At 67.5% G+C, this 21,545-nt stretch carries 20 protein-coding genes and 1 tRNA gene; 10 read left to right on the top strand and 11 right to left on the bottom strand.

From position 1 onward, the window contains the following. Positions 1-26: 26 nt before the first annotated feature. Together B0I00_RS10315 and B0I00_RS10310 are read right to left on the bottom strand one after the other, a co-directional pair. Positions 27-1,433, bottom strand: coding sequence for a porin family protein (locus B0I00_RS10315; RefSeq protein ID WP_100867744.1), 1,407 nt, complete (start codon positions 1,431-1,433; stop codon positions 27-29). Positions 1,434-1,559: 126 nt separating this feature from the next. Beyond that, a complete protein-coding gene (locus tag B0I00_RS10310) occupies positions 1,560-2,531 on the bottom strand; it encodes a PQQ-dependent catabolism-associated beta-propeller protein (protein WP_100867326.1) in 972 nt (323 codons plus the stop codon). A 144-nt stretch (positions 2,532-2,675) separates the two neighbouring features. Here B0I00_RS10310 and pedF point away from each other — a divergent pair, with 144 nt between their 5' ends. The 4 genes from pedF (at position 2,676) to B0I00_RS10290 (ending at position 6,594) form a co-directional block, all read left to right on the top strand. Further along, entirely contained in the window at positions 2,676-3,110 is a 435-nt protein-coding gene (gene pedF / locus B0I00_RS10305) for a cytochrome c-550 PedF (protein WP_100867325.1), read from the top strand. 1 nt (position 3,111) lies between these two features. Beyond that, positions 3,112-3,984, top strand: coding sequence for a substrate-binding periplasmic protein (locus B0I00_RS10300; RefSeq protein WP_100867324.1), 873 nt, complete (start codon positions 3,112-3,114; stop codon positions 3,982-3,984). A 122-nt stretch (positions 3,985-4,106) separates the two neighbouring features. Then, a complete protein-coding gene (locus tag B0I00_RS10295; protein WP_100867323.1) occupies positions 4,107-5,849 on the top strand; it encodes a methanol/ethanol family PQQ-dependent dehydrogenase in 1,743 nt (580 codons plus the stop codon). A 70-nt stretch (positions 5,850-5,919) separates the two neighbouring features. After that, a complete protein-coding gene (locus B0I00_RS10290; protein WP_232730192.1) occupies positions 5,920-6,594 on the top strand; it encodes a response regulator in 675 nt (224 codons plus the stop codon). Here B0I00_RS10290 and B0I00_RS10285 read toward each other — a convergent pair. From B0I00_RS10285 to adh, 4 genes are all read right to left on the bottom strand, one after another. Continuing rightward, on the bottom strand, positions 6,591-8,843 hold the full coding sequence (locus B0I00_RS10285; RefSeq protein WP_100867321.1) for a hybrid sensor histidine kinase/response regulator: 2,253 nt from the start codon (positions 8,841-8,843) through the stop codon (positions 6,591-6,593). The two genes, B0I00_RS10290 and B0I00_RS10285, sit on opposite strands and share 4 nt — an antisense overlap. Further along, entirely contained in the window at positions 8,843-10,003 is a 1,161-nt protein-coding gene (locus tag B0I00_RS10280) for an FIST N-terminal domain-containing protein (protein WP_100867320.1), read from the bottom strand. Before B0I00_RS10280 ends, B0I00_RS10285 begins: the two co-directional genes overlap by 1 nt. 82 nt (positions 10,004-10,085) lie before the next feature. Next, the gene (locus B0I00_RS10275; RefSeq protein WP_100867319.1) at positions 10,086-10,553 is read right to left on the bottom strand and encodes a DUF779 domain-containing protein; all 468 of its coding nucleotides are present in this window, start codon (positions 10,551-10,553) and stop codon (positions 10,086-10,088) included. Further along, positions 10,553-12,073 carry an aldehyde dehydrogenase gene (adh, locus tag B0I00_RS10270; RefSeq protein WP_100867318.1) on the bottom strand — a complete coding sequence of 507 codons (1,521 nt, stop codon included), beginning with the start codon at positions 12,071-12,073 and terminating at the stop codon, positions 10,553-10,555. The genes B0I00_RS10275 and adh overlap by 1 nt, the downstream gene beginning before the upstream one ends. A gap of 214 nt (positions 12,074-12,287) precedes the next feature. Between adh and B0I00_RS10265 the strand changes: the two genes are divergently transcribed. Continuing rightward, positions 12,288-13,202 carry a HupA family protein gene (locus B0I00_RS10265; RefSeq protein WP_157812530.1) on the top strand — a complete coding sequence of 305 codons (915 nt, stop codon included), beginning with the start codon at positions 12,288-12,290 and terminating at the stop codon, positions 13,200-13,202. Positions 13,203-13,218: 16 nt separating this feature from the next. Here the strand turns inward: B0I00_RS10265 and B0I00_RS10260 are convergent. Both B0I00_RS10260 and B0I00_RS10255 read right to left on the bottom strand, forming a co-directional pair. Then, positions 13,219-13,305, bottom strand: a tRNA-Leu gene (locus B0I00_RS10260). Between the two features lie 117 nt (positions 13,306-13,422). Continuing rightward, positions 13,423-14,349: a zinc-ribbon domain-containing protein gene (locus B0I00_RS10255; RefSeq protein ID WP_100867316.1), complete on the bottom strand. Its 927-nt coding sequence runs from the start codon at positions 14,347-14,349 to the stop codon at positions 13,423-13,425. Positions 14,350-14,488: 139 nt separating this feature from the next. On the opposite strand from B0I00_RS10255, the gene ftsE reads away from it, so the two are divergent. From ftsE to B0I00_RS10230, 5 genes are read left to right on the top strand one after another with little or no spacing between them, the layout of a single operon-like run. Next, positions 14,489-15,226: a cell division ATP-binding protein FtsE gene (ftsE, locus tag B0I00_RS10250; protein ID WP_100867315.1), complete on the top strand. Its 738-nt coding sequence runs from the start codon at positions 14,489-14,491 to the stop codon at positions 15,224-15,226. Positions 15,227-15,228: 2 nt separating this feature from the next. Further along, positions 15,229-16,155, top strand: a complete 927-nt coding sequence (locus B0I00_RS10245; RefSeq protein ID WP_232730191.1) for a cell division protein FtsX — start codon at positions 15,229-15,231, stop codon at positions 16,153-16,155. 16 nt (positions 16,156-16,171) lie between these two features. Continuing rightward, positions 16,172-16,705: a YdcF family protein gene (locus B0I00_RS10240; RefSeq protein WP_100867314.1), complete on the top strand. Its 534-nt coding sequence runs from the start codon at positions 16,172-16,174 to the stop codon at positions 16,703-16,705. Between the two features lie 3 nt (positions 16,706-16,708). After that, on the top strand, positions 16,709-17,392 hold the full coding sequence (locus B0I00_RS10235) for a lysophospholipid acyltransferase family protein (protein ID WP_100867313.1): 684 nt from the start codon (positions 16,709-16,711) through the stop codon (positions 17,390-17,392). Further along, positions 17,392-18,651, top strand: coding sequence for an NRAMP family divalent metal transporter (locus B0I00_RS10230; protein WP_100867312.1), 1,260 nt, complete (start codon positions 17,392-17,394; stop codon positions 18,649-18,651). Before B0I00_RS10235 ends, B0I00_RS10230 begins: the two co-directional genes overlap by 1 nt. Here the strand turns inward: B0I00_RS10230 and B0I00_RS10225 are convergent. Genes B0I00_RS10225 through hisC form a run of 3 tightly spaced genes read right to left on the bottom strand, consistent with a single transcriptional unit; the run spans position 18,644 to position 21,490 of the window. Further along, positions 18,644-19,423, bottom strand: a complete 780-nt coding sequence (locus B0I00_RS10225) for a transglutaminase-like domain-containing protein (RefSeq protein WP_100867742.1) — start codon at positions 19,421-19,423, stop codon at positions 18,644-18,646. The genes B0I00_RS10230 and B0I00_RS10225 overlap by 8 nt on opposite strands. 46 nt (positions 19,424-19,469) lie before the next feature. Next, positions 19,470-20,381: a prephenate/arogenate dehydrogenase family protein gene (locus B0I00_RS10220; protein ID WP_100867311.1), complete on the bottom strand. Its 912-nt coding sequence runs from the start codon at positions 20,379-20,381 to the stop codon at positions 19,470-19,472. After that, on the bottom strand, positions 20,381-21,490 hold the full coding sequence (gene hisC / locus B0I00_RS10215; RefSeq protein WP_100867741.1) for a histidinol-phosphate transaminase: 1,110 nt from the start codon (positions 21,488-21,490) through the stop codon (positions 20,381-20,383). The genes B0I00_RS10220 and hisC overlap by 1 nt, the downstream gene beginning before the upstream one ends. Positions 21,491-21,545 lie beyond the last annotated feature (55 nt).

Below are 21,545 nucleotides of genomic sequence, written 5' to 3'. Positions count from 1 at the left end.
TGGATGGGCCGGCGTCAGCCCCCTGTTCAGAAGAACAGGATGCCGCCAAGCGCAATGGCGTCGCTTTCCGCCTCGTTGCCGTTGTGGGCCTTGGCCTTGCTGTGCACGTATTCGCCCAGCAGCGTCACCCAGCTGGTCAGTCCATAACGGAGCTGGCCGACCCAGCTCGAATTGACGTGGACCAGCGTCGAATTGGCCAGGCGGTCGGCGGCGTTGGCGTGGCGCAAGCGGCTTTCGCCGTAGCTGCCGCCGATCGAAAGCTTGCCGAACGAAGCGAGGCCCTGGGCGTAGAAGCCGTTGCTGCTGCGCGGATTGCCCAGCGCGTCGGTGTCGAACAGGCCGAGCACCGTGGTGCCAAGTCCCTTGGCGCCGTAGTAGTAGCCGGTCAGCGTGATCGGGCCGACGGTAACCTTGGCCCCGGTGTCGAAGCCCTGGCCGGTGTAGTCGATGTTGCCGGCCAGCACGCTGTCGTGGCGCTGGTTCACGCCCGACAGCCACAGCCGCGCAGACGCGCCGCCCAGCTTGGCATCGTAGGTCAGCTTGGCCTGGAAGCCGGGGGCGCTGTTGGTCTGGTCAGGCGCGGTCAGCGACTTCAGCGGCTGGAACACTCCGACCGCCAGCTGCGCCCCGCCGAGGCTGGGCGTGGTGTAGGTGATCTGCGGCTGGAAGTCGGTGTAGATGTAGCCCGCGCCGATGCGGCCCAGCGTCGTGTTGCCCGGCGCCACGTTGCCGCCCGGTGTGCCCGAGGACAGCAGCGTGATGTCGTTGAGGATCCCTTCGGAGCCGAACAGGCCGATGTCGCGGCCTATCTTGAGCTCGCCAAGGCCGGCCTTGCCGATTGTCAGATAGGTCTGGCGGAAGTCGATTCCCGCGGTTGCCAGGGCGGTCGGCTGGCCGCCGTTGTTGGCGCCCAGCGCCCCCCAGGCGGTGCTGTTGATGCCGGGATACATGCCGAAGTGCGCCCCGATATCGAGACCGGCCTGCTGGGTGGTCACGTCGATCTTGAAGAAGCCCGGCAGCAGTCCGTTGCGCACCGCGCTGCTGTTCGCCGTGCCGACGCTGGCGATGCCACCGACCACGCTGGTCGTGGCGCTGGGCGTGTCGGGGTTGTCGTGGACGTAGAACCCGTTGACCGAGCCCGAGAACTTGATCGTGGCATCGCCAACGACGAGGCCGATGCCGCTGTCGGTGCGCTTCACATTGAGCCCGTCATCCGCGGCGGAGGAAGTCGCCGCAGTGGCGGGCGCCTGGCTTGCCTTGGCAGCTTCGGCCTGTTCCTGGGCCAGCAGCACGCGGTATTCCTCGTCGGTCAGGATGCCTTTTTCGTGCAGCCGCTTGAGCAGTTCGGCCGACGAGCCGGCGAAGGCCGGAGCGGCCGTGGCGGTGAACAGGACAGCGGCGGCAGCGCCGCCCAACAACGTGCGTTTCAACATCGCATCCCCCATCTGTTTTCGCCGGGTTGGCGGTCGGGAAAGGATGGGAGCGCCGCGGTTTTGCGGAAATTGGACTTTGGTTCTCCTACCTTTGGCCAAGCAGGCCGGGCAGGACCGGTCGGGTGGTCAGGGTCGCAGCACGACGCCCCAGGCGCCGGCGCCCGCCGGTATCGTTCTGGTCACCTGCATCGCGGCGATATCGACCAGGCTGACCGTATCGGACAGGCCGTTGGCGACGACCGCCGTCTTGCCGTCGCCGGTCAGCGCCAGGTGCCATGGTCGGTCGCCGACCTTGGCGTATCCGCGCACGGTGCGGCTGGCGACATCGACGAATGCAATCTGGTTGGCCCGGCCGAGCGCGATCACCGCGGTCCTGCCATCGGGGGTAAAGCGGATGCCGCAGGGCAGCACCTTGTAATCGGGAACGCCGGGCGGGGCGAAGCGCAGGGTCGATTTGCGCGACCGGTCGGCCGGATCGAACACGTGGACGGTCTGGCCCATTTCGGCCGCGACCCACATCTCCTTGCCGTCGGCGGTAAACTCGATGTGGCGGGGCCGTTCGTCGGTCTCGCTTTCGGCGACGACGGTGTGCGTGGCGACATCGATCCAGGCGATCGTGTTCGATTCCTCGCTGGTCACGACCAGCCACTTGCCGTCGGGGCTTTGCGCAACGCCTTCGGGTTCCTTGCCGACGGCGACCTGCCAGGAGACCTTGCGCGAGCCGAGGTCGACCGCGGTGACCGCGGCATCGTCCTCGTTGGCGACGAACAGGGTGTCCCCGGTGCGCGACAGGAAGAACTGTTCGGGATCGGCGCCGGCGGGCAGCTCGGCAACTAGCGCGCCGGTGGCGGCGTCGCGGATCTCGACCGTGTTGTCGCGGCTCGCGCAGATGTAGAGGTACTTGCCGTCCTTGCTCAGCGTGATCCCGCGCGGCCGGCCGCCGACCGGCCAGGTGGCCTTCACCGCGCCCGAGGCGAGGTCGATCACGGTGACCGAATCGCCCCTCTCGTTCGAGACATAGGCCGTCTCCGCGCGCACTGCGCCAACGTGCGCAGCGAGAGCCAGAGCTGAACCGGCGATTGACCAGAAAATCCGCATCGGCCGAGAATACGCCGCTTCGCCGGTCGCTGCATTGGAAATTAGTACAATTGGGGCCGCGCCGAAGGGCTCATAACATGCCCGGCAACCGATCGTCGGACTGCGCCAAGGCGAATCGACGGCTTTTGAGATGAGGATACCGGCATGGCATTTTCCCATTCCCGCAAGGCGTTGGCGGCTTCGCTCGCGCTTCTGGCCGCGGTCAGCGGCACCCGGCTGATGGCGCACGGCGACGTCACCCCGCAGGCGATCGACACGTCGAAGCTGCCCGAAATCGGGGCCGATTGGCGCAAGCACAATCCCTACCGGGGCAACGCCGACGCGATCAAGATCGGCGAAAGCGGCTATGCGCAGAACTGCGCGCGCTGCCACGGCATCCAGGCCATTTCGGGCGGGATTGCGCCGGACCTGCGCTATCTCGAGCTGGGCGATCCGGGCGACGAATGGTACGTCGAACGCTTCCAGCATGGCTCGAGCCGCGACGGCAAGGTCTACATGCCGCCGTTCGGCGAGGTCCTCGGCCAGAAGGCGGGCTGGGCGATCCGCAGCTACCTTGAAACCGTTCATTCAGACGACTGACGTGCTGACGCGCAGGGGGCTCATCGCAGGACTGGCCGCCGGCGCGGCGCTCCTCCCGGCAACCCGGCTCGGCGCCGCACCGTTGGCCAGGGTTCAGGAACTCGGCGTGCTGCGGATCGGGGTCTACCGCGACAACCGGCCCTGGTCGTGGAGCGAGAACGGCGGCGCTCCCCAGGGGATCGATGTCGATCTGGCCAGGGCGCTGGCCGCCACTCTGGGCGTGCGGGCCGAGGTAGTCGAGTTCCTTGCCGGCGAGGACCTTGGCGACGACCTGCGCAACGTGGTCTGGCGCGGCGGCCTCCTCGGCTTCCAGCCCTGCGACGTGATGATGCACGTGCCGTTCGACCGGCGCCTGCAGATCGACAACGACCAGGTCGTCCTGCTCGCGCCCTATTACCGTGAGAACTTCGCCGCGGTTTGCGGAGCCGAACAGTCCGACTGCGACGTGCCGCCGCCCCAGTTCAAGGGCAAGCGGCTGGCGGCCGAGCTCGATTCCATTCCCGACATGTACCTCCTGGGAGGATTCGGCGGCGTGCTGCGCAGCGATGTGCGCCACTATCCTACCGGCGACGCGGCGGTGCGCGCGGTGCGTTCGGGGGAAGCCGACGTGGCCGTCGCGACCCGCGCGCAGGTCGAGCACGTGACCGCCGAACCCAATTCGCAAGGCCTCAAGCGCCGCCGCGCGCCGCTTCAGGCGATCATGTCGCCGGGCTGGGACATCGGCCTTGCGGTCAAGGAAAACAGCCGCTCGCTGGGCGACGCGCTTGATCGGACGATAGAGGCGATGGCCGCGGACGGGCGCATGACGGCCCTCTTCGCGCGCCACGGCGTCGAATGGAAGCCCGCCGTCGCCGCGCAGCCGGCCGGGGAATGACCCGGCCGTGATTGGCCCAAGGTCCAATTGCTGGACCGCAGCCAGCCGATAGGTTCGAAATTGCACAATGACGCGGGATCCGATGCGGCCAACGCAGCGGATCGCCGGAACAGGAGGGTAGGATGAAAGGCACAATGAAGCGCAGCCTTGTCGGGCTGGCATTGCTCGGAACCGCGATGTCCACGGCGGCCCTGGCCGAAGGGCCGACCAGTGCCGACTTGATGAACGATGCGGAAACCACCGGCGACGTCCTGACCTATGGCCTCGGGCCGCAGGCCCAGCGCTTCAGCCCGCTCGACAAGGTCAACACCGGCAACGTCGCGCGACTGGTTCCGGCTTTTGCCTCCTCGCTTGGCGGGGAAAAGCAGCGCGGCCAGGAATCGCAGCCGATCGTCTATGACGGCACGATCTACGTGACCGGGTCCTATTCGCGGCTTTACGCCTTCGACGCGCGCACCGGCGAAAAGAAGTGGCAGTACGACGCGCGCCTGCCCGATGGCATCATGCCGTGCTGCGACGTGGTCAACCGCGGTGCGGCGATCCACGGCGACAAGATCATCTTCGCGACGCTCGATGCGCACATCGTCGCGCTCAACCGCAACACCGGCAAGGTCATCTGGAACAAGACCATGGCCGATTACCGCGCCGGCTATTCGGCGACGGCGGCGCCGCTGATCGTCAAGAACATGGTGATCACCGGTAACTCGGGCGGTGAATTCGGCGTGGTCGGCGCGGTTACCGCGCGCGACGTCGACACTGGCGAGGTGATCTGGGAGCGCCCGACCGTCGAAGGCCACATGGGCACCCTGCGCGGCAAGCCCAACGGCATCTCTGGCAAGACCAACGCCAGCTGGACCGGCGACCTGTGGAAGACCGGTGGCGCCGCCACCTGGCTTGGCGGGACCTACGATCCGGGCACCAACCTGGTCTACTTCGGCACCGGCAACCCGGCGCCGTGGAACAGCCACCTGCGCCCCGGAGACAACCTCTATTCGAGCTCGACCGTCGCGATCGACGCGGACACCGGCGTGATCAAGTGGTCCTATCAGACCACCCCCCACGACGGCTGGGACTTCGACGGCGTGAACGAGTTCATCCCGTTCGATGCGACAATTGGCGGCAAGCCGATGAAGCTGGGCGCCAAGGCCGACCGCAACGGCTACTTCTTCGTGCTCGACCGGACCAACGGGAAGTTCATCAGCGCCAACCGGTTCGTCGCCGAAACGACCTGGGCCAACGGCTTCAACCCGAAGACCGGCCGCCCCAACTACGTCGCCGACAACCGCCCCGGCGCGCCGAGCGGCACGGAAAAGGGCAAGGTCGTGTTCTCCGCGCCGAGCTTCCTTGGCGGCAAGAACTGGATGCCGATGGCCTATTCGAAGGACACCGGCCTGTTCTACATCCCGTCGAACGACTGGGGCATGGACATCTGGAACGAACCCATCGCCTACAAGAAGGGGGCGGCCTACCTGGGCGCGGGCTTCACCATCAAGCCGACCCACGAGGACCACATCGGCGCGTTGCGCGCGATGGATCCGGCGACCGGCAAGATCGTCTGGGAATACAAGAACAAGGCGCCGCTGTGGGGCGGAGTGCTGACCACGCGCGGCAACCTCGTCTTCACCGGCACGCCCGAAGGCTATCTCAAGGCCTTCGATGCCAAGACCGGGCAGGAGCTGTGGAAGTTCCAGACCGGGTCAGGCGTGGTCGGATCGCCGGTCACCTGGGAACAGGACGGCGAACAGTACGTTGCGGTCATGTCGGGCTGGGGCGGTGCGGTCCCGCTGTGGGGCGGCGAAGTCGCCAAGACCTTCAAGGAAATCAGCCAGGGCGGATCGCTCTGGGTGTTCAAGCTGCCCAAGTAAGATGCTGAGCGGGACACGCCCTTCTCTCTCATGGCGTGTCCCGCCAGCGCTTGCTATGTCCTCCCCAGCCATGACAGCGACCAAACCCATGGGCCCGGCCTTTCCTCCGCCCGAACGCATCCTGGTGATCGACGATCATTCACTTGTGCGCGACGGCCTGCGCAGCGTGCTCGAAGCGTGCTTCCCGGGCTGCACCATCCACGAAGGCGGAACCATCGCGGAAGCGAAGGAGGTTCTAGCGGCGAACTACGACATCGATCTCGTCCTGCTCGACCTCAACCTGCCCGAGGTGACCCGCCTTTCGGGCCTCGTGGAACTGCGCCAGGGCTTTCCCGGCACGCCGATCGTCATGGTTTCGGGCGCGATGGAGCGGGCCACGATCCGCGACGCGCTGGCCGCCGGGGCGGCCGGCTTCATTCCCAAGTCGCTCAAGCGCAACGACATCGTCGCCGCCCTGCAAAGCGTGATGGCGGGTGAACTCTACGTCCCCGAAGTGCTCGACCAGGACGACGATGCCAGCCGCGAGGACGCTGCGATCCGTGAGCGGATCGACACGCTGACTCCGCAGCAGCGCGTCGTGCTCGGCCACCTGGTGGCCGGGCGGCTCAACAAGCAGATCGCCTACGAACTCGACGTGTCGATGACTACCGTCAAGGCGCACGTCTCGGCCATCCTGCAGAAGCTCAACGTGTTCAGCCGCACCCAGGCGGTTATTCTCGCCAACCGGATCGGCTTCAGCGGCTAGACAGGGTCCGGCGTGTCCGCCTCGGGTTGGGCCAGCAGCATCCGCAGCATAGCGCGCAGCTGCGCCGGCTTGATGGGCTTGGTCAGCGCCGGAAGCTTCGCTGCGGCAAGGCGCGCCTTTATCTCGTCGCTGCGGTCGGCGGTGATGACCATGGCCGGCACCTGACGGCCAAGCCGCGCGCGGATCGCCGCGATGGCCTGGTCGCCCAGCTGCCCGTTGTCGAGGTGGAAGTCTGCGATGACCAGGTCGACCCCGCGCTCGATGGCGGGTTCGACGCCCGGATCGGACGGGTCGAGTGCCACATTGATGGCGTAACCCCAGTTCTCGATCAGGACCCTCATGCCTTCCAGAATGGCCGGATCGTTGTCGATGACGAGGATGTGGCCCGATTCCGCGGTCGCCGTTTCAATGCCTGCGCCGCGGCGCAATGCGGTGCGGCTGACCGCAGCGGCTGCGGGCAGGTCTATGGCGAACTCCGATCCTACGCCGGGCACCGAATGCAGCGTGATCGGGTGGTCCAGCATGGCCGAGGCGCGCTGCACGATCGACAGGCCAAGGCCCTTGCCCGCCGTGCGCTGGGTTGCGTCCAGGCGGCGGAATTCCTCGAAGATGGCGGTGCGGTCGCGTTCGGCAATTCCGGGACCGGTGTCGCGGACGGCAATCCGCACCCGCTCGGCCGTGCCGGTCACGCTCAACTCGATCTCGCCGCTGTCGGTATAGCGCACCGCGTTCGACACGAAATTCTGGAGTATGCGCCGCAGCAGGCGGATGTCGCTCGAGACCCACCGCCCGCTGTCGGGGAGATGCAGCGCAAGGCCCTTGGCGCGGGCCAGCGGGGCGAACTCGATCCGCAGCGCGGCAAGGATCCGATCAAGGTCGATCGCGGTGATTTCCGGGTTGATGGCGCCGGCATCGAGCCGCGAGATCTCGAACAACGCCTCGAGCAGGTCCTCGACCGAATCAAGCGCCACGGCGGTCTGGCGCACGAGCGCGCGCGTCGGCAGCGCGAGGCGCCGCTCGGCCAGCGCCGAGACGAACAACCGCGCGGCGTTGAGCGGCTGGAGAAGGTCGTGGCTCGCCGCCGCAAGGAAACTGGTCTTGGACCGGTTCGCCACTTCGGCGGCGGTCTTGGCCGAAAGCAGTTCGGCCTCGACCGCGCGGCGCTCGGCCACTTCGGATTCCAGTTCGACCGTGCGTTCGGCGACCTTGCGTTCGAGCGTTTCGGCCACCTGCAAGCGGTCGGTCACGTCCTCGAAGGTCATCACCATGCCGCCGCCCGGCATCGGCGCGCGGCGCACCTCGACCACACGCCCGCTGGCCTGCCGGCGCAGCGCCACGGTTTCGGGCGCGCCATCAGGCAACCAGTCGAGCGGCCGGCCGTCACCCTGCGGGCCGTTGACCTCCTGGCAAGCGGTCACGAGCCCTTCGTGGGTGGCAAGGCGCGACAGGCCGTCTTCGCCGAGGCCAACGATCGACAGCAGGTGCCCGTTCCAGGCGATCAGCCGGCGCCCGGCGTCGAACACCGCCACCGCGAGGCGGATCGTGTCGAGCGTCGATTGCAGGACCGTGCTTTTTTCGGCGAGTTCGCGGGCGCGCTGGCGGGCGTCCTCGGCCTTGACCTCCGTGATGTCGGTATAGATGCCGACGGTGCCGCCCTCGCTCGTGCGCAGTTCGTTGATCTGCACCCAGCGCCCGTCGCTCAGCGCCTGGACGTGCGCATTGGCGGCGTTGCGGTGCAGGGCAAGACGGTCGGCCAGCCAGCGCTCGGGCGAGATCAGCGATCCGACCGTTTGTCCGCTTTCGGCAATGCGCGTCGCGATTTCGGTGAAGGTTGGCCGCTGGGCACTGCTTTCCGTGTCGAGAACCGGCCAGAACCCGCTGTAGGCGCGGTTGTGCATGATCAGACGGTCGTCCGCGTCGAACAGGGCAAAACCGTCCGAAAGCGATTCGATCGCATCGCGCAGGCGCGCACGGGCGGCATCCGCACCGCTGTGGGCGAGGGCGAGATCGGTGTTGGCCGCCTCCAGCCGGGCTAGCGCCTCTTCCAGTTCGGCAGTGCGTTCGCGCACCAGCGCCTCGAGAGAGATCGCCGTCTCGAACATCGAGAAGGCGCCGCCCTGCATATCGCTGGCGCGTTCTACCCGGTCGATCAGTGCGGCGTTGATCTTTTCCAGCCGGCGGACGCGTTCTTCCAGCTCGGCGATCCGGGCGGTATCCTCGACTGGTGACAGGCGCGCGCTGCTGGCCATCAGCGCCCGATCGCCAGTCCGCTCAGCGTCTGGTTGATGTGTGCGCCGCGGAACTGTTCGCCATAGGTGTTGAAGCCGACCAGCCGCCGCCGCGCATAGAGCGCCGAGACCTCACGCGACAATTGACGGCTTTCCGCGTCGATCCGGTTGAGCACGCAGTCGAAGCCGATGATGTGGTCGATCGCGCCGACCTTGCGCTCGAGGTCGGAGAACAGGGCGTTCATGCCTTCCAGCCGGTCGACCGGTTCGCCGATGGTGAGGACGACGCCAGTGTCGATCGCGCAATAGAACGTCAGGCTTCCGTCGGGATTGGCAGACTGGATCGAGCGCACGTGATAGCCGCCGCCGGCGCGGACCATCGGCGGATGGGCGGCAAAGAAGGCGGCGTCCAGTTCCTCGCCCGGACGTCCGGCCAGCCGGCGGTATTCGTCGGCTGCCGGCATGGCGTTGATCTCGTGAACGATGCGCTCGATCGGATCGGCTGCGGTGATCACCATCTTTTCGGGCCCGGGACGGTAATGGTTGGCGCTGAACACGTGCATCGGCTTGGTGCTCGACAAGATGGCGACCACGGCGGAGTCGCGGCGGAACGCGCCGTCGTGGAACACCCAGGTCTCGCTAAAGGCCATGCCGTCACCCGACGATCCGCCGACCATCAGCGTGTCGCCCAGCGCTTCCTGCACGGTCATGGTGAGCAGTTCCTCACGGTGCGATAGGCCGTCGACCAGGAACAGCGCGACGTGGTTGATAGCCTCGCCCAGGGGACGGGCGGCGGCGCGGGCGTTGGCGGTCAGGGCACGCACCGCGCGGCGACCGTCCTCAACGTCGAAGCAGTCGAGATCGTCGAAGCAGTGCTGCGTCATGCGGAAGGCGTCGTGCGGAAAGCCGATGAAGACGAGGCCATCCGAATCGTAGCCCCGCTCGCTCAGTTCGCCGGCGCTGGTGCAGCCGATCAGGGGCAGGCCAGCGAGGCGATCGGCTATTGCGGCGGCGAGGCCTTCGCGGGCGTAGCGGTGCGAACAGAACAGCAGGCCGCCGGCCAGTGGAAGCGAGCCGATTGCCGCCGCGATTTCGCCAATGGCGGCGACCGGATCGCCGCTGTGCGACGACGCCACGACTAGACTGCTATCGGTCAGCACTTCCGCCACGTTTTCTCCCATGATCCGGCGCTGTCCCGCGCCTTGTCGTCATTCCTTCCCTGTCTAGCGCAGGGGCAGGGCCGCGCCAAGCGTTGCGGCCCTGCTAGCCATCGCCGCGGGGCGGGTCGCCCAGCGCCTCCAGCGCGGCCGCCTCGGCATCGTCGAAAACCCGGCTGCGCACGATGAAGCGCACGCCTTCGGGCGCTTCCAGGCTCATCCCGGCGCCGCGCCCCGGGACCACGTCGATCGTCACCTGGGTGTGGCGCCAGTATTCGAACTGCGCCGCGCCGATCCACACCGGCGTATCGCCCGCGACGTGTCCCAGAAGGACGTCCTGTGCGCCGGTGCGAAACTCGCCCCGGGTGAAGCAAATCGGCGCCGACCCGTCGCAGCAGCCGCCCGACTGGTGGAACATCAGCGGGCCGTGGCGAGCGCTAAGCCGCGCGATCCATTCCTCTGCCGCCGCACTAGCCAGGACGCGGAGCGGAGCCGAAGCGCCGAAAGGCGCGGCCCCTTGGGACCGCGCCTCCGGTGGCGACCCTTCCGCCGACTGGCGGGTGGCATCGGACATCAGAAAAAGCCGAGAGCCTTCGGGCTGTAGCTGACCAGCATGTTCTTGGTTTGCTGATAGTGGTCGAGCATCATCTTGTGGGTTTCGCGGCCGATGCCCGACTGCTTGTACCCGCCGAACGCGGCGTGGGCCGGATAGGCGTGGTAGCAGTTGGTCCAGACGCGGCCCGCCTGGATCGCACGGCCGAAGCGGTAGCAGGTGTTGGCGCTGCGGCTCCACACCCCGGCGCCCAGGCCGTAAAGCGTGTCGTTGGCGATCGACAGCGCGTCGGCATCGTCCTTGAACCTGGTCACCGAAACGACCGGACCGAAGATTTCCTCCTGGAAGATGCGCATCTTGTTGTGCCCTTCGAGCACGGTCGGCTGCACGTAGTAGCCGTCGGCCAGTTCGCCGCCGAGCATGTTGCGCGCACCGCCGGTCAGCACCTTGGCGCCTTCGTTACGGCCGATGTCGATGTAGCTGAGGATCTTTTCCAACTGGTCGTTCGACGCCTGGGCGCCGATCATGGTCGCGGGATCGAGCGGGCTGCCCTGGACGATCCTTTCGACGCGGGCGACAGCCTTTTCCATGAACCGGTCGTAGATCGATTCATGGATCAGCGCGCGGCTCGGGCAGGTGCAGACCTCGCCCTGGTTGAGCGCGAACATGGCAAAACCTTCCAGCGCCTTGTCGAGATAGTCGTCGTCCTCGGCCATCACGTCCGCGAAGAAGATGTTCGGGCTCTTGCCGCCCAGTTCCAGCGTGCAGGGAATCAGGTTCTCGCTCGCGTACTGCATGATCAGGCGGCCGGTGGTCGTCTCGCCGGTGAAGGCGATCTTGCTGATCCGCGGGTTGGTGGCGAGCGGCTTGCCCGCTTCGATGCCGAAACCGTTGACGACGTTGAGCACGCCTTCGGGCAGCAGGTCGCCAATGAGGTCCATCAGCACCATGATCGACATCGGGGTCTGTTCGGCCGGCTTCAGCACCACGCAGTTGCCGGCGGCGAGGGCGGGGGCGAGCTTCCAGGCGGCCATCAGGATCGGGAAGTTCCACGGGATGATCTGGCCGACCACGCCCAGCGGCTCGTGGAAGTGATAGGCGACGGTGTCGTGGTCGATCTCGGCGATCGAGCCTTCCTGCGCCCGCACGCAGGCGCCGAAATAGCGGAAGTGGTCGATCGCGAGCGGAATATCGGCGGCAGTGGTCTCGCGGATTGGCTTGCCGTTGTCGATGGTCTCGGCCATCGCCAGCATGTCGAGGTTGTCCTCCATGCGCTGGGCGATGCGGTTGAGCATGTTGGCCCGGTCGGTGCTCGAAGTGCGGCCCCAGGCGTCCTTGGCCTTGTGCGCCGCGTCGAGCGCCAGTTCGATGTCTTCGGCCGTGCCGCGCGCAACCTTGCACACCGGCTGGCCGGTGACCGGCGAGATGTTGTCGAAGTATTCGCCCCGGACCGGCGCGACCCACTGGCCGCCTATGAAGTTTTCGTACCTGTCCTTGATCAACGCCTTGCCGTTGAACTTGCTCATGGCCTGTTCGAGCATGTGAATGTCTCCTCTCCGGACTCGGGGGTCCCAACGCCGGAGAGAGTGCGACCTCGCGGTGCGCTCGCCAATTGTACCTTCGGCTTATTTGCCGCCCGGGCGTCGTGATCGGCAAAGCATCGGCGATAGATCGGCGCCGCTTCATGGACAGCAGCCGGCCCTCCCAGGATAACCGTTGCGGGCAGCGCCTCTCGACCACGGCAGGAGAGCGTCGATGACAACGAGACTTGAAGCCGCGATGGGCGCTGCGGCGCTTTGCGTCCTGGCAAGCGGCTGCGGCGGCAGCGGGCAAAGCCTGGCCATGTCGCCGCCTGCCCCCGCAACCCCGGTTGCACCGCTACCAGCCAAGGTCAACGACACATCGGTCGAGCTTGTCGCACCGCCGGCAGCGCCCGCCCTTGCCGTGGCGACGCGGGCCGAGCCGATCGCGATCCGCTACGATCAGGGGCGGGCCCTCTACGAGGTCCAGTTCGGCACTTACGGCTGGTCTGCCGTGATCGATCCGCCCGATCCGCACGATCCTGCAATCTACGGCCCCAACAGGTACTTTCAAGTCGCCGGTGTTCCTTCGGCCTGGATCGCACTGGGCGCGCACCACAGGTCATCGAATGCCGAAACCAATTACACCTACTCGAACATCGCCACCTGGAGTGCCGAGGGCATCGGTGGAGGGCCGTGGGGCAACATGGTGGCCTTCGGGGTGCCGACATCGGCAGGCGACGTGCCGATTTCCGGCACGGGTGCCTTCGAGGGACTTGTCAGAGGCATAGCGGACGTCCCCAACGGCGGGTGGGGAGACACCGCGACCACTCCGCTCGACGGTCAAGTCAAACTGGCCTTCGATTTTGGTGCCGGGACCTTGGCCGGAGGAATGCGCCTGGCCAGCGCCTGCGACTGCACGACGAACTTCGACCTTGGAACGATCGCCTTCGCGAGCACTGCCTTCGCGCGCGGGGCAACGACGTTTTCCGGCACATTCGCGACAGGAGCGAGCGGCACCAACGCGTTCGCGGGGCAATTCACGGGGCCGGGCGCCAGGGAGCTGATCGCCAGCTGGGCCTTGCCATTCGTGTTGAATGGTACATCGCATCAAGCGACCGGCGCATGGATCGCCAAGCGGGGCGACTGATCAGTCTTGCCAGGATTGGTGCGGTCGAGAAGACTCGAACTTCCACGGGCTTTCGCCCACAACGACCTCAACGTTGCGCGTCTACCAATTCCGCCACGACCGCTAAATCAACGGGGCGAGCAGGTCGCCCCCGGGGGGTAGGAGCGCGCCCTTAGCAAAGGGTATGCAGGGCTGCAAGCGCGTTAGGCGCGTTTTATTGCCGGCCCCTTGGCGCGGCCGTTCAGGAGCCTGGTTTCCAGCCGAATTCGGCCTTTACCGCGGCCTTGGGCACCTGGACCAGGGCCTCGTTGATCGCGGCGCTCTCGCCCGGTGCAAGGACACGCTTGGGGCTTTGCACCTCGGCGGTATAGACCACGCGGTCACGCGCGTCGCGCAGCACGATCAGGATCGGCGGGACGCTGCGCGATTCCTGCGATGTGTTGGTGACCGCGCCGCTCGCCTGGAAATACCAGGTGCTGTCGGGAAGCTGGTGGCGCTCCTGCTGCTTGGCCGGAAAGTCGAGCTTCAGCCCCGGTTGCGCCTCGGCAAACAGGGGATGGGCGAAAGGCATCCAGTTGGGCAGGCCCCACCAGGCGGTTGCACCGATCAGGGCGAGCGAGATCGAGCCGACGAGGATCGCCACGACCGACCACATCTTGGCCGGATTGTGGCGCGGTCGGAAAGGCGGCTCGTGGGCGAAGCTGGAATGGTCGTCCTCGGCGGTGTCGCCGCTTGTCGGCGCGGCCCAGGCGGGCGGTGGCGCTTCCTCGTCGTAGACGAAGGGCGGCAGCGGCGGATCCTGTTCAGGCCCGGCGACCTCGTCCGCCGGTTGGGGCGTCGGCGGGGCGGGCTCGCCGCCGTGATGTGGCGGTTGCTGCTGGCGGTCGAAGTTGACCGAGACCGCCACGGTCGGAGCGGGCGCTGCGGCGGGTGCCGGTTCGGGTGCGGCGACCTCGGTCGCAGTTGGGGCAGGTGCTTCCACCGGCGGTGGGGGCGGAGGTGGAGGCTGAGGCAGCGGCGCAGCCTCGGCCGCGCGTTCGGGCAGGGCAGGGCCATCCTGGAACCAGCTGTGCCGGCATTTGGCGCAGCGCACCGTGCGCCCGTCGACACCGATCGCGCTGTCCGGCACGGCATACCGCGTGGCGCAGGCAGGGCAGGCAATGATCATGGCCCGTGGTTAAACACGCCGTATCGCCATCCTGCAATGCCCGGCACTGTGAAAGGTCTGCCGCTATGCCCTTTTTTCCACATGGATTGGCGGCTATAGCCCGCCCTTCCCTTCCTCCGCCGGATACCACCCGCCGATCATGAGCACTGCCCCCGACGCGGAAATCGTCCAGTTCGACAACGTGGGGCTGCGCTATGGCAGCGACCGCGAGGTCCTGAGCGATGTCTCGTTCACACTTTTCCCGGGCAGTTTCTATTTCCTCACCGGCGCGAGCGGCGCGGGCAAGACCTCGCTGCTCAAGATGCTCTATCTTGCACAGCGACCCTCGCGCGGCATGATCCGCATGTTCGGCACCGATGCGATCACCCTGCCGCGCGACCGGCTGCCCCATTTCCGCCGCCGCCTGGGCGTGGTCTTCCAGGATTTCAGACTGGTTAAGCACCTGTCGGCCTTCGACAACGTGGCGCTGCCCCTGCGCGTCGCGGGCGTAAGCGAACGCGACCTCGCCAAGCCGGTGGCCGACATGCTCGACTGGGTCGGCCTGTCCGAACGGGTTCATGCCCAGCCGGCCCAGCTTTCGGGCGGGGAGCAGCAACGCGTGGCGATCGCGCGCGCGGTAATCGGCCGGCCCGAACTGCTCGTCGCTGACGAGCCGACCGGCAACGTCGATCCCGAAATGGCGGTGAAGCTGCTCCGCCTGTTCGAGGCGCTCAACCGTCTCGGGACCACCGTGGTGGTCGCGACCCACGACGTTCACCTGCTCAAGAAGGTGCCGGATTCGCTGATCATGCGGCTCGATCGCGGGCGGCTGTCCGATCCCACCGGCGCCTTGCGCTATCCGCCCCGGCCGCAGGCAGCCCCGGCCGGAGCGTACTGATCGTGGCCTTCGCTCTTCCCTCCGCGCTGAGTGGTCGCCTCGCCCGCGGATCGTCGGGCGATGCGCAGCTTATTCGCCAGGCGCGCCTGGCGGGGCCGATGCCCTGGGTCATCGCGATCATGGTTGCCCTGACGGTGATCGCGGCCGCAGCGGGCCTTGCCCTCAGCAACACGGCGCGTTCGGCCTCCGATGCCCTGTCGGGCGGCGTCACGGTCCAGATCGTCGAGGCAAACCCGGCGCTGCGCGACCGGCAGGCCATCGCCGCGGCCGGCCGCCTCCAGGCGACCCCGGGCATCGTCTCGGCGCAGATCGTCTCGCAGGACGAGATCGAGCGGCTGATCGAACCGTGGCTGGGGGGCGGCGTCGGCGATGACGAGGCCATTCCCGTCCCCGCTCTGGTCGATGTGCGGCTGCGCGACCCGGTCGACGCCGAAACGCTGGGTGCACTGCGCCGGTTGGTGCGCGAAGTGGCGCCCGCGGCTCGGATCGACGCGCAGTCGACCTGGCTGAAGCCCGTGTTCGGGGCGATCGATTCGCTGCGCTGGCTGGCCGTCGCGCTGGTCGTGCTGTTGGGTTTCGCGCTGGCGGCGGCGGTTCTCCTGGCGGTGCGCAGCGCGCTTGGCGTCAACCGCGACACGATCGAGATCGTCCACCTGCTGGGCGGCACGGACGCCCAGGTCGCGCGGATCTTCCAGCGCTCGGTCGGGATCGATGCCCTGGGCGGCGGCATCCTCGGCCTCCTGCTAGGCGTTGTGGTGGTCAGCTTCTTCGGGCGGCGCTTCGGCGATCTCGGCGCAGGGCTGGTCGGTGGCGGCGCTCTTGCCTGGCACGACTGGCTGGTGCTGGCGCTGGTGCCGCTGGTCGGAGCCTTGCTTGCCATGATCACCGCGCGGCTGACGGTGATGCGCGCGCTGCGCCGGATGCTCTGATAAGAGCCGAAGCACCATGATTCGCCGCCTCTTTTCCGTTGTCCTGATCGCCTGGGCGCTTGGCTTCGTGCTGTTCGCGGTGACTCTGCCACGGCCGATCGGCAATGCCGGCACCGACGGGGTCGTGGTGCTGACCGGCGGCAAAGGCCGCGTCGATCGCGGGCTCGAGGTGCTGGAAAAGGGCTGGGCCAAGCGCCTGCTGGTTTCGGGCGTGGGGCGCGACGTCAAACCGCGCGAGCTGGCAGCGGAATACGGGATTTCCCGGGCGGTCCTCGCCTGTTGCGTGACGCTCGGCTACAAGGCGATCGACACCCGTTCGAACGGCAGCGAAACCGCTGAATGGGCCCGCGACGAGAAGCTTCAGTCGCTGCGGCTGGTCACCAGCGACTGGCACATGCGCCGGGCCGCGATGGAACTGCGCCGCAACCTGCCCGAAGACATAACCGTGATCGAGGATGCCGTGCCGACCCAGCCGAAACTGTGGGCGCTGTTCCTCGAATACCACAAGTGGCTCGCGCGATTGACCGCGCCGGTGTGGGACAGGGGCTGAACCGTGCGAGTGCTGCGCAGCCTGGCCTTCTATATCGCCTTCTACGGTGCGAGCCTGTTCATCGTGCTGGCCTGCATTGCAACCCTGCTGCTGGCGAGCCGCGCCACGTTCCGCCGCACGGTCCATTCCTGGTCGGCCTGGCAACGGATCTGCTGCCGTCACCTGCTGGGCATCACCATAAGGGTCGACGGCACGCTGCCCGACGGACCGGTTCTGGTCGCGCTTAAGCACGAGAGCTTTTTCGAGGCGATCGACCTTCCGCAATTGCTCGATACGCCAGGAGTCTTCGCCAAGGTCGAGCTGATGCGCATCCCGCTGTGGGGCCTGGCCGGACGACGCTATGGCCTGGTTTCGGTCGAACGCGACCAGGGCGCGCGCGCGCTGCGCCACATGCTCGCCGAGGCGCGGGCGCTGGTCGCCGATGGCCGGCCGCTGGCGATCTTTCCCGAAGGCACGCGCGTTCCCCACGGCACCCGGCCCGAACTCAAATCGGGCTTTGCCGGCCTCTACAAGCTGCTCGGCCTGCCGGTCGTTGCGGTCGCGCTCGATTCAGGGCCGCTCTACCACCGCTGGATCAAGCGACCGGGCGTCATCACCTACAAGCTGGCTGATCCGATCCCGCCCGGCCTGCCGCGCGACGTGGCCGAGGCCCGCGTCCGCGCCGCGATAAACGCGCTTAACGCCTGATGGCATCGACGCCAGAGCCCCGCTCACCGCTCGAGGTGCTCGGGCCAGGGCTTGTGACCGGCGCGGCCGACGATGATCCCAGCGGCATCGGCACCTACAGCCAGGTCGGCGCGCAATTCGGCTATGCCATGGGCTGGACCATGCTGTTCGGGTTCCCGCTGCTCGCTTCGATCCAGGCGATCTGCGCGCGGATCGGCGCGACCACCGGGCGCGGCATCGCCCAGAATCTGCGGCGCCACTATCCGCCCGCGCTGTTGCGCGTGGTCGTGCTGATGCTGCTGGTTGCCAACGTCATCAACCTTGGCGCGGATCTCGGCGCGATGGGCGCGGTGCTGGGCCTGATCGTGCCCGGACCGGTGCTGGGCTTCACCGCGCTGTTCGGCCTTGTCTGCATCCTGGTCGAGGTGTTCGTCAGTTATTCGCGTTTCGCCCGCATCCTGCGCTGGGCGACGCTATCGCTGTTCGCCTACGTCGGCGTGGTCTTTGTCGCGCACGTACCTTGGGAGGAGGCGCTGCGCGCCGTCCTGGTGCCGCGCTTCACGTTCGACCGGGACCACGCCATGGCGCTCGTCGCGATCTTCGGCACGACGATCAGCCCCTATCTGTTCTTTTGGCAGGCCGGGCAGGAGGTGGAAGAACAGCATCGCCGCCACATCAAGCCGCTGCACGTGTCGCCGCGCCGCGTTGCGGGCGCCGAGCTGAAGCGCATCCGCACCGACACGCTGGTCGGCATGGGCTTTTCGCACCTTGTCGCGCTGTTCATCATCATCGCCACCGCCGCTACTCTCCACGCCAACGGCGTGCGCGAGATCGACAGCGCGTCCCAGGCCGCCGAGGCGCTGCGCCCGATCGCAGGCGATTTCGCCTTTGCGCTGTTTGCCACCGGCGTCATCGGGACAGGCCTGCTGGCGGTCCCGGTGCTGGCCGGCAGCGCGGCCTATGCGGTCAGCGAGACCTTCGGCTGGGTCGAAGGCCTGGACCGCAAGCCACGCGAGGCAAAGGCATTCTACGGCGTGATCGCCGCAGCGACGCTGGGCGGGGTGGCGCTCAACCTGATCGGTATCGATCCGATGAAGGCGCTCTACTGGGCGGCCGTGGTCAACGGACTGCTCGCGCCGCCGCTGATGGTCGTCACCATGCTGATCGCGCACAACCGCAAGGTGATGGGCAAGCTGGCGATCGGCCCCGGCCTTGCCTTCGGCGGGTGGCTGTCAACCGCGGTGATGGCGCTTGTCGCGCTGACCTTCCTGTTCAGCTGACCCGCTCGACCGTCACGAACTGCTCGACCAGCGCCGCCTGGCCGAAGCTCGACAGGAATGACGTGTCTGCCGCGTCGCGCCCGACCCCTATCCGCGCAATGTCCGCCGCTCCGGCCATCCCCGTGGCGTCGACCAGGTGCCATGCCCCGTCGAGGAAAACCTCGGCCACGGCGTGGAAATCGGGCGGATCGACGTCGGGCGCATAGACGCTGGCATAGCGCGCCGGGATCGAGGCGGCGCGAACCAGCGCAATCAGCAGGTGGGCATAGTCGCGGCATACGCCCTGCCGTGCAATGAAAGTGTCGGTGGCGCAGGTCCCGGAATGGCTGGCGCCGGGAACATAGGTCATCCGTTCGCTGACCCATTCGGTCAACGCCGCCACACAGGCGCCGCCGCGCAGGCCGCCGAATTCGCCGCTGACGAACTCGAAGAAACGGTCAGACGGGCAGAAGCGCGACGGCATCAGGTAATCGATCACCTCGCCGGGGAGCCAGCGCGGGTCGGTGGCGGGCAGGTAGGCAATGTCGACTGCCGGCCTGTCGACCATGACCTTCGCCCGGTAATCCAGCTCCATGCGACCCTCGACGCGCAGCCAGATCCGTTCGCCCAGCTCGTCGTGGCCGGGTACGCGCACGAAATGGGTGACCGGGGTCAGCCACAACTCCGGCTGGTCGATGGTCTGGTCGGGCAGATGCGCAGCCTCGACCTGGACGAGCACGTCGGTCGCCTGGAAATAGTCATAGACGAGGCGGCTGTGAATCGAGAGGTTCATGTCCGCGTCCAACGCTCGAGCCCTTCCGGGGCTCCCGAAAAATCGCTCACGATCCGTGATCGCTGCGTCCGAAGTCGGGGCGGGCGTCGTCCTGGCCTTCCTCGATGATCGAACGGCGGATCGCGCGGGTGCGGGTGAAGTGATCGAACAGGCGGGCGCCGTCGCCGACCCGGATCGCCCGTTGCAGCGCGGTCAGGTCTTCGGTGAAGCGCTGCAGCATATCGAGCACGGCATCCTTGTTGGACAGGAACACATCGCGCCACATGGTCGGATCGCTGGCGGCGATGCGGGTGAAATCCCGGAAACCACCTGCCGAATACTTGATGACTTCGCTTTGCGTCACGCCTTCGAGGTCGTCGGCGGTTCCGACGATTGTATAGGCGATCAGGTGCGGCAGGTGGCTGGTGACGGCCAGCACCAGGTCGTGGTGCGCCGGGTCCATGATCTCGACCCGCGCGCCCAGCGCTTCCCAGAATGCGGACAGCGCGGTGACCTTGGCCGGATCGGCGCCATCGGGCGGGGTGACAATGCACCAGCGCTGCTGGAACAGCGTGGCAAAGCCAGCATCGGGGCCGGATCGTTCGGTCCCGGCGACCGGGTGGGCCGGGATGACCGCGTTGTTGGGCAGGGCGGCGGCGAGCGCCTTGGCCACTGCCTCCTTGGACGAGCCGACGTCGCTGACCAGCGCCTCGGCGGGGAGGGCGGGGGCGATCTCGGCGGCGGCTTCCGCCATGGCCCCGACCGGTACGCAGAGGATCACGAGTTGCGCTTCGCGCACGGCGTCGGCCGCGCTGTCGCAGACCGTGCCGACCAGTCCTCGTTCGGCGGCGCGGGTACGGGTTGCTGGATCGGCGTCATAGCCGGTGGTCACCGCGCCCGGCAGATGGTCGCGCACGGCAAGGCCGATCGATCCGCCGAGCAGCCCCAGCCCGATGATCGCAATGCGTTCGAATGTCATCACGCCGCCTCCGCCAGCTCGCGCAGGATGGCGGCGATCGCGTCCATGTCGGCGCGGTTGCCGATGGTGATGCGCAGCGCCTGGGCCAGTCCCTGGCTGGGCAGCCAGCGCACGATGTAGCCCCGGTCGGCCAGGCCCTTGTAGGCCGCCTCGCCGCTCAACCGGCCCTCGAACAGGATCAGCACGAAGTTCGCCTCGCTCGGCACGGCGCGCAGGCCGTGGTTGCCGAGCGCCTCGACCTTTGCGGTGAAGCGGGCGCGTTCACCCGCGTTGTGGGTGCGCGAATGCGTGACGAAATCCTGGTCGGCCAGCGCGGCCAGCGCGGTCGCCTGGGCCGAGTTGCCGATGTTGAAGGCACCGCGAATGCGGTTGAGAACGTCGATCAGCGGCGCGGCGCCCGTTCCCCAGCCCACCCGCTCGCCGGCAAGGCCATAGGCCTTGGAGAACGTCCGGGTGGCGAGCACGTTGGGGTGGGTCGCCGCCAGCTCGAGCGAGCCGTCGTCATCGGCAGGATCGACATATTCGGCATAGGCCTGGTCGAGCACCAGCAGCACGTCGGCGGGCAGCCCCGCGTGCAGGCGCGCGATCTCGGCCTTTGGCAGGAAGGTGCCGGTCGGGTTGTTGGGGTTGGCGACGAAGACGACGCGGGTCTGCGGCGTCACCGCGGCAAGCAGCGCGGTGACATCGTTGCCGTAATCCTTCGCCGGCACTTCGACAGGCTCGGCCCCGCAGCGGCGCGCGACGATCTCGTAAAGCGAGAAGGCGTACTGCGAATAAAGCACCTCGTCGCCCGGGCCGGCAAAGGCGCCGGCTGCGGTGTGCAGCAGTTCGCCCGATCCCGTGCCCATGACGATCAGCGCCGGGTCGATCCCGTGGAGCCGCCCGATCGCTTCGCGCAGCGCCGTACTGTCCGCGTCGGGATAGAGCGATGGCGCAACCGCCTTTGCCCGTGCGGCAAGGGCCGCAGGGCTGGTGCCGAGCGGGTTCTCGTTGGCCGAGAGCTTGACCAGCGGACGCCCGTCGTCGCCGGCGCTCTTGCCGGGAACGTAGGCGTGGATCGCCTCGATCCAGGGCTTGGGCCGGGGGGCAGGGCAGGGAGCGTCACTCATCGTGGCGCGCGCATAGCAGGAGTGTCGCCGATTGACAGCCCGCTTGTCGTCGCCC

Origin of the sequence: Novosphingobium kunmingense, assembly GCF_002813245.1 — a bacterium.
Lineage (GTDB): Bacteria > Pseudomonadota > Alphaproteobacteria > Sphingomonadales > Sphingomonadaceae > Novosphingobium > Novosphingobium kunmingense.
This window is presented reverse-complemented; position numbering and strand designations above follow the sequence as displayed.

Bases quoted from the DNA above. Each gene is read 5' to 3' on its own strand.
- B0I00_RS10275 (WP_100867319.1), bottom strand. From the start codon at position 10,553: ATGTCCGATGCCACCCGCCAGTCGGCGGAAGGGTCGCCACCGGAGGCG.
- B0I00_RS10285 (WP_100867321.1), bottom strand. From the start codon at position 8,843: ATGGCCAGCAGCGCGCGCCTGTCACCAGTCGAGGATACCGCCCGGATC.
- B0I00_RS10315 (WP_100867744.1), bottom strand. From the start codon at position 1,433: ATGTTGAAACGCACGTTGTTGGGCGGCGCTGCCGCCGCTGTCCTGTTC.
- B0I00_RS10240 (WP_100867314.1), top strand. From the start codon at position 16,172: ATGATTCGCCGCCTCTTTTCCGTTGTCCTGATCGCCTGGGCGCTTGGC.
- hisC (WP_100867741.1), bottom strand. From the start codon at position 21,490: ATGAGTGACGCTCCCTGCCCTGCCCCCCGGCCCAAGCCCTGGATCGAG.
- B0I00_RS10295 (WP_100867323.1), top strand. From the start codon at position 4,107: ATGAAAGGCACAATGAAGCGCAGCCTTGTCGGGCTGGCATTGCTCGGA.
- adh (WP_100867318.1), bottom strand. From the start codon at position 12,073: ATGCTCGAACAGGCCATGAGCAAGTTCAACGGCAAGGCGTTGATCAAG.
- pedF (WP_100867325.1), top strand. From the start codon at position 2,676: ATGGCATTTTCCCATTCCCGCAAGGCGTTGGCGGCTTCGCTCGCGCTT.
- B0I00_RS10280 (WP_100867320.1), bottom strand. From the start codon at position 10,003: ATGGGAGAAAACGTGGCGGAAGTGCTGACCGATAGCAGTCTAGTCGTG.
- B0I00_RS10230 (WP_100867312.1), top strand. From the start codon at position 17,392: ATGGCATCGACGCCAGAGCCCCGCTCACCGCTCGAGGTGCTCGGGCCA.
- B0I00_RS10290 (WP_232730192.1), top strand. From the start codon at position 5,920: ATGACAGCGACCAAACCCATGGGCCCGGCCTTTCCTCCGCCCGAACGC.
- B0I00_RS10310 (WP_100867326.1), bottom strand. From the start codon at position 2,531: ATGCGGATTTTCTGGTCAATCGCCGGTTCAGCTCTGGCTCTCGCTGCG.
- B0I00_RS10255 (WP_100867316.1), bottom strand. From the start codon at position 14,349: ATGATCATTGCCTGCCCTGCCTGCGCCACGCGGTATGCCGTGCCGGAC.
- ftsE (WP_100867315.1), top strand. From the start codon at position 14,489: ATGAGCACTGCCCCCGACGCGGAAATCGTCCAGTTCGACAACGTGGGG.
- B0I00_RS10220 (WP_100867311.1), bottom strand. From the start codon at position 20,381: ATGACATTCGAACGCATTGCGATCATCGGGCTGGGGCTGCTCGGCGGA.
- B0I00_RS10265 (WP_157812530.1), top strand. From the start codon at position 12,288: ATGACAACGAGACTTGAAGCCGCGATGGGCGCTGCGGCGCTTTGCGTC.
- B0I00_RS10225 (WP_100867742.1), bottom strand. From the start codon at position 19,423: ATGAACCTCTCGATTCACAGCCGCCTCGTCTATGACTATTTCCAGGCG.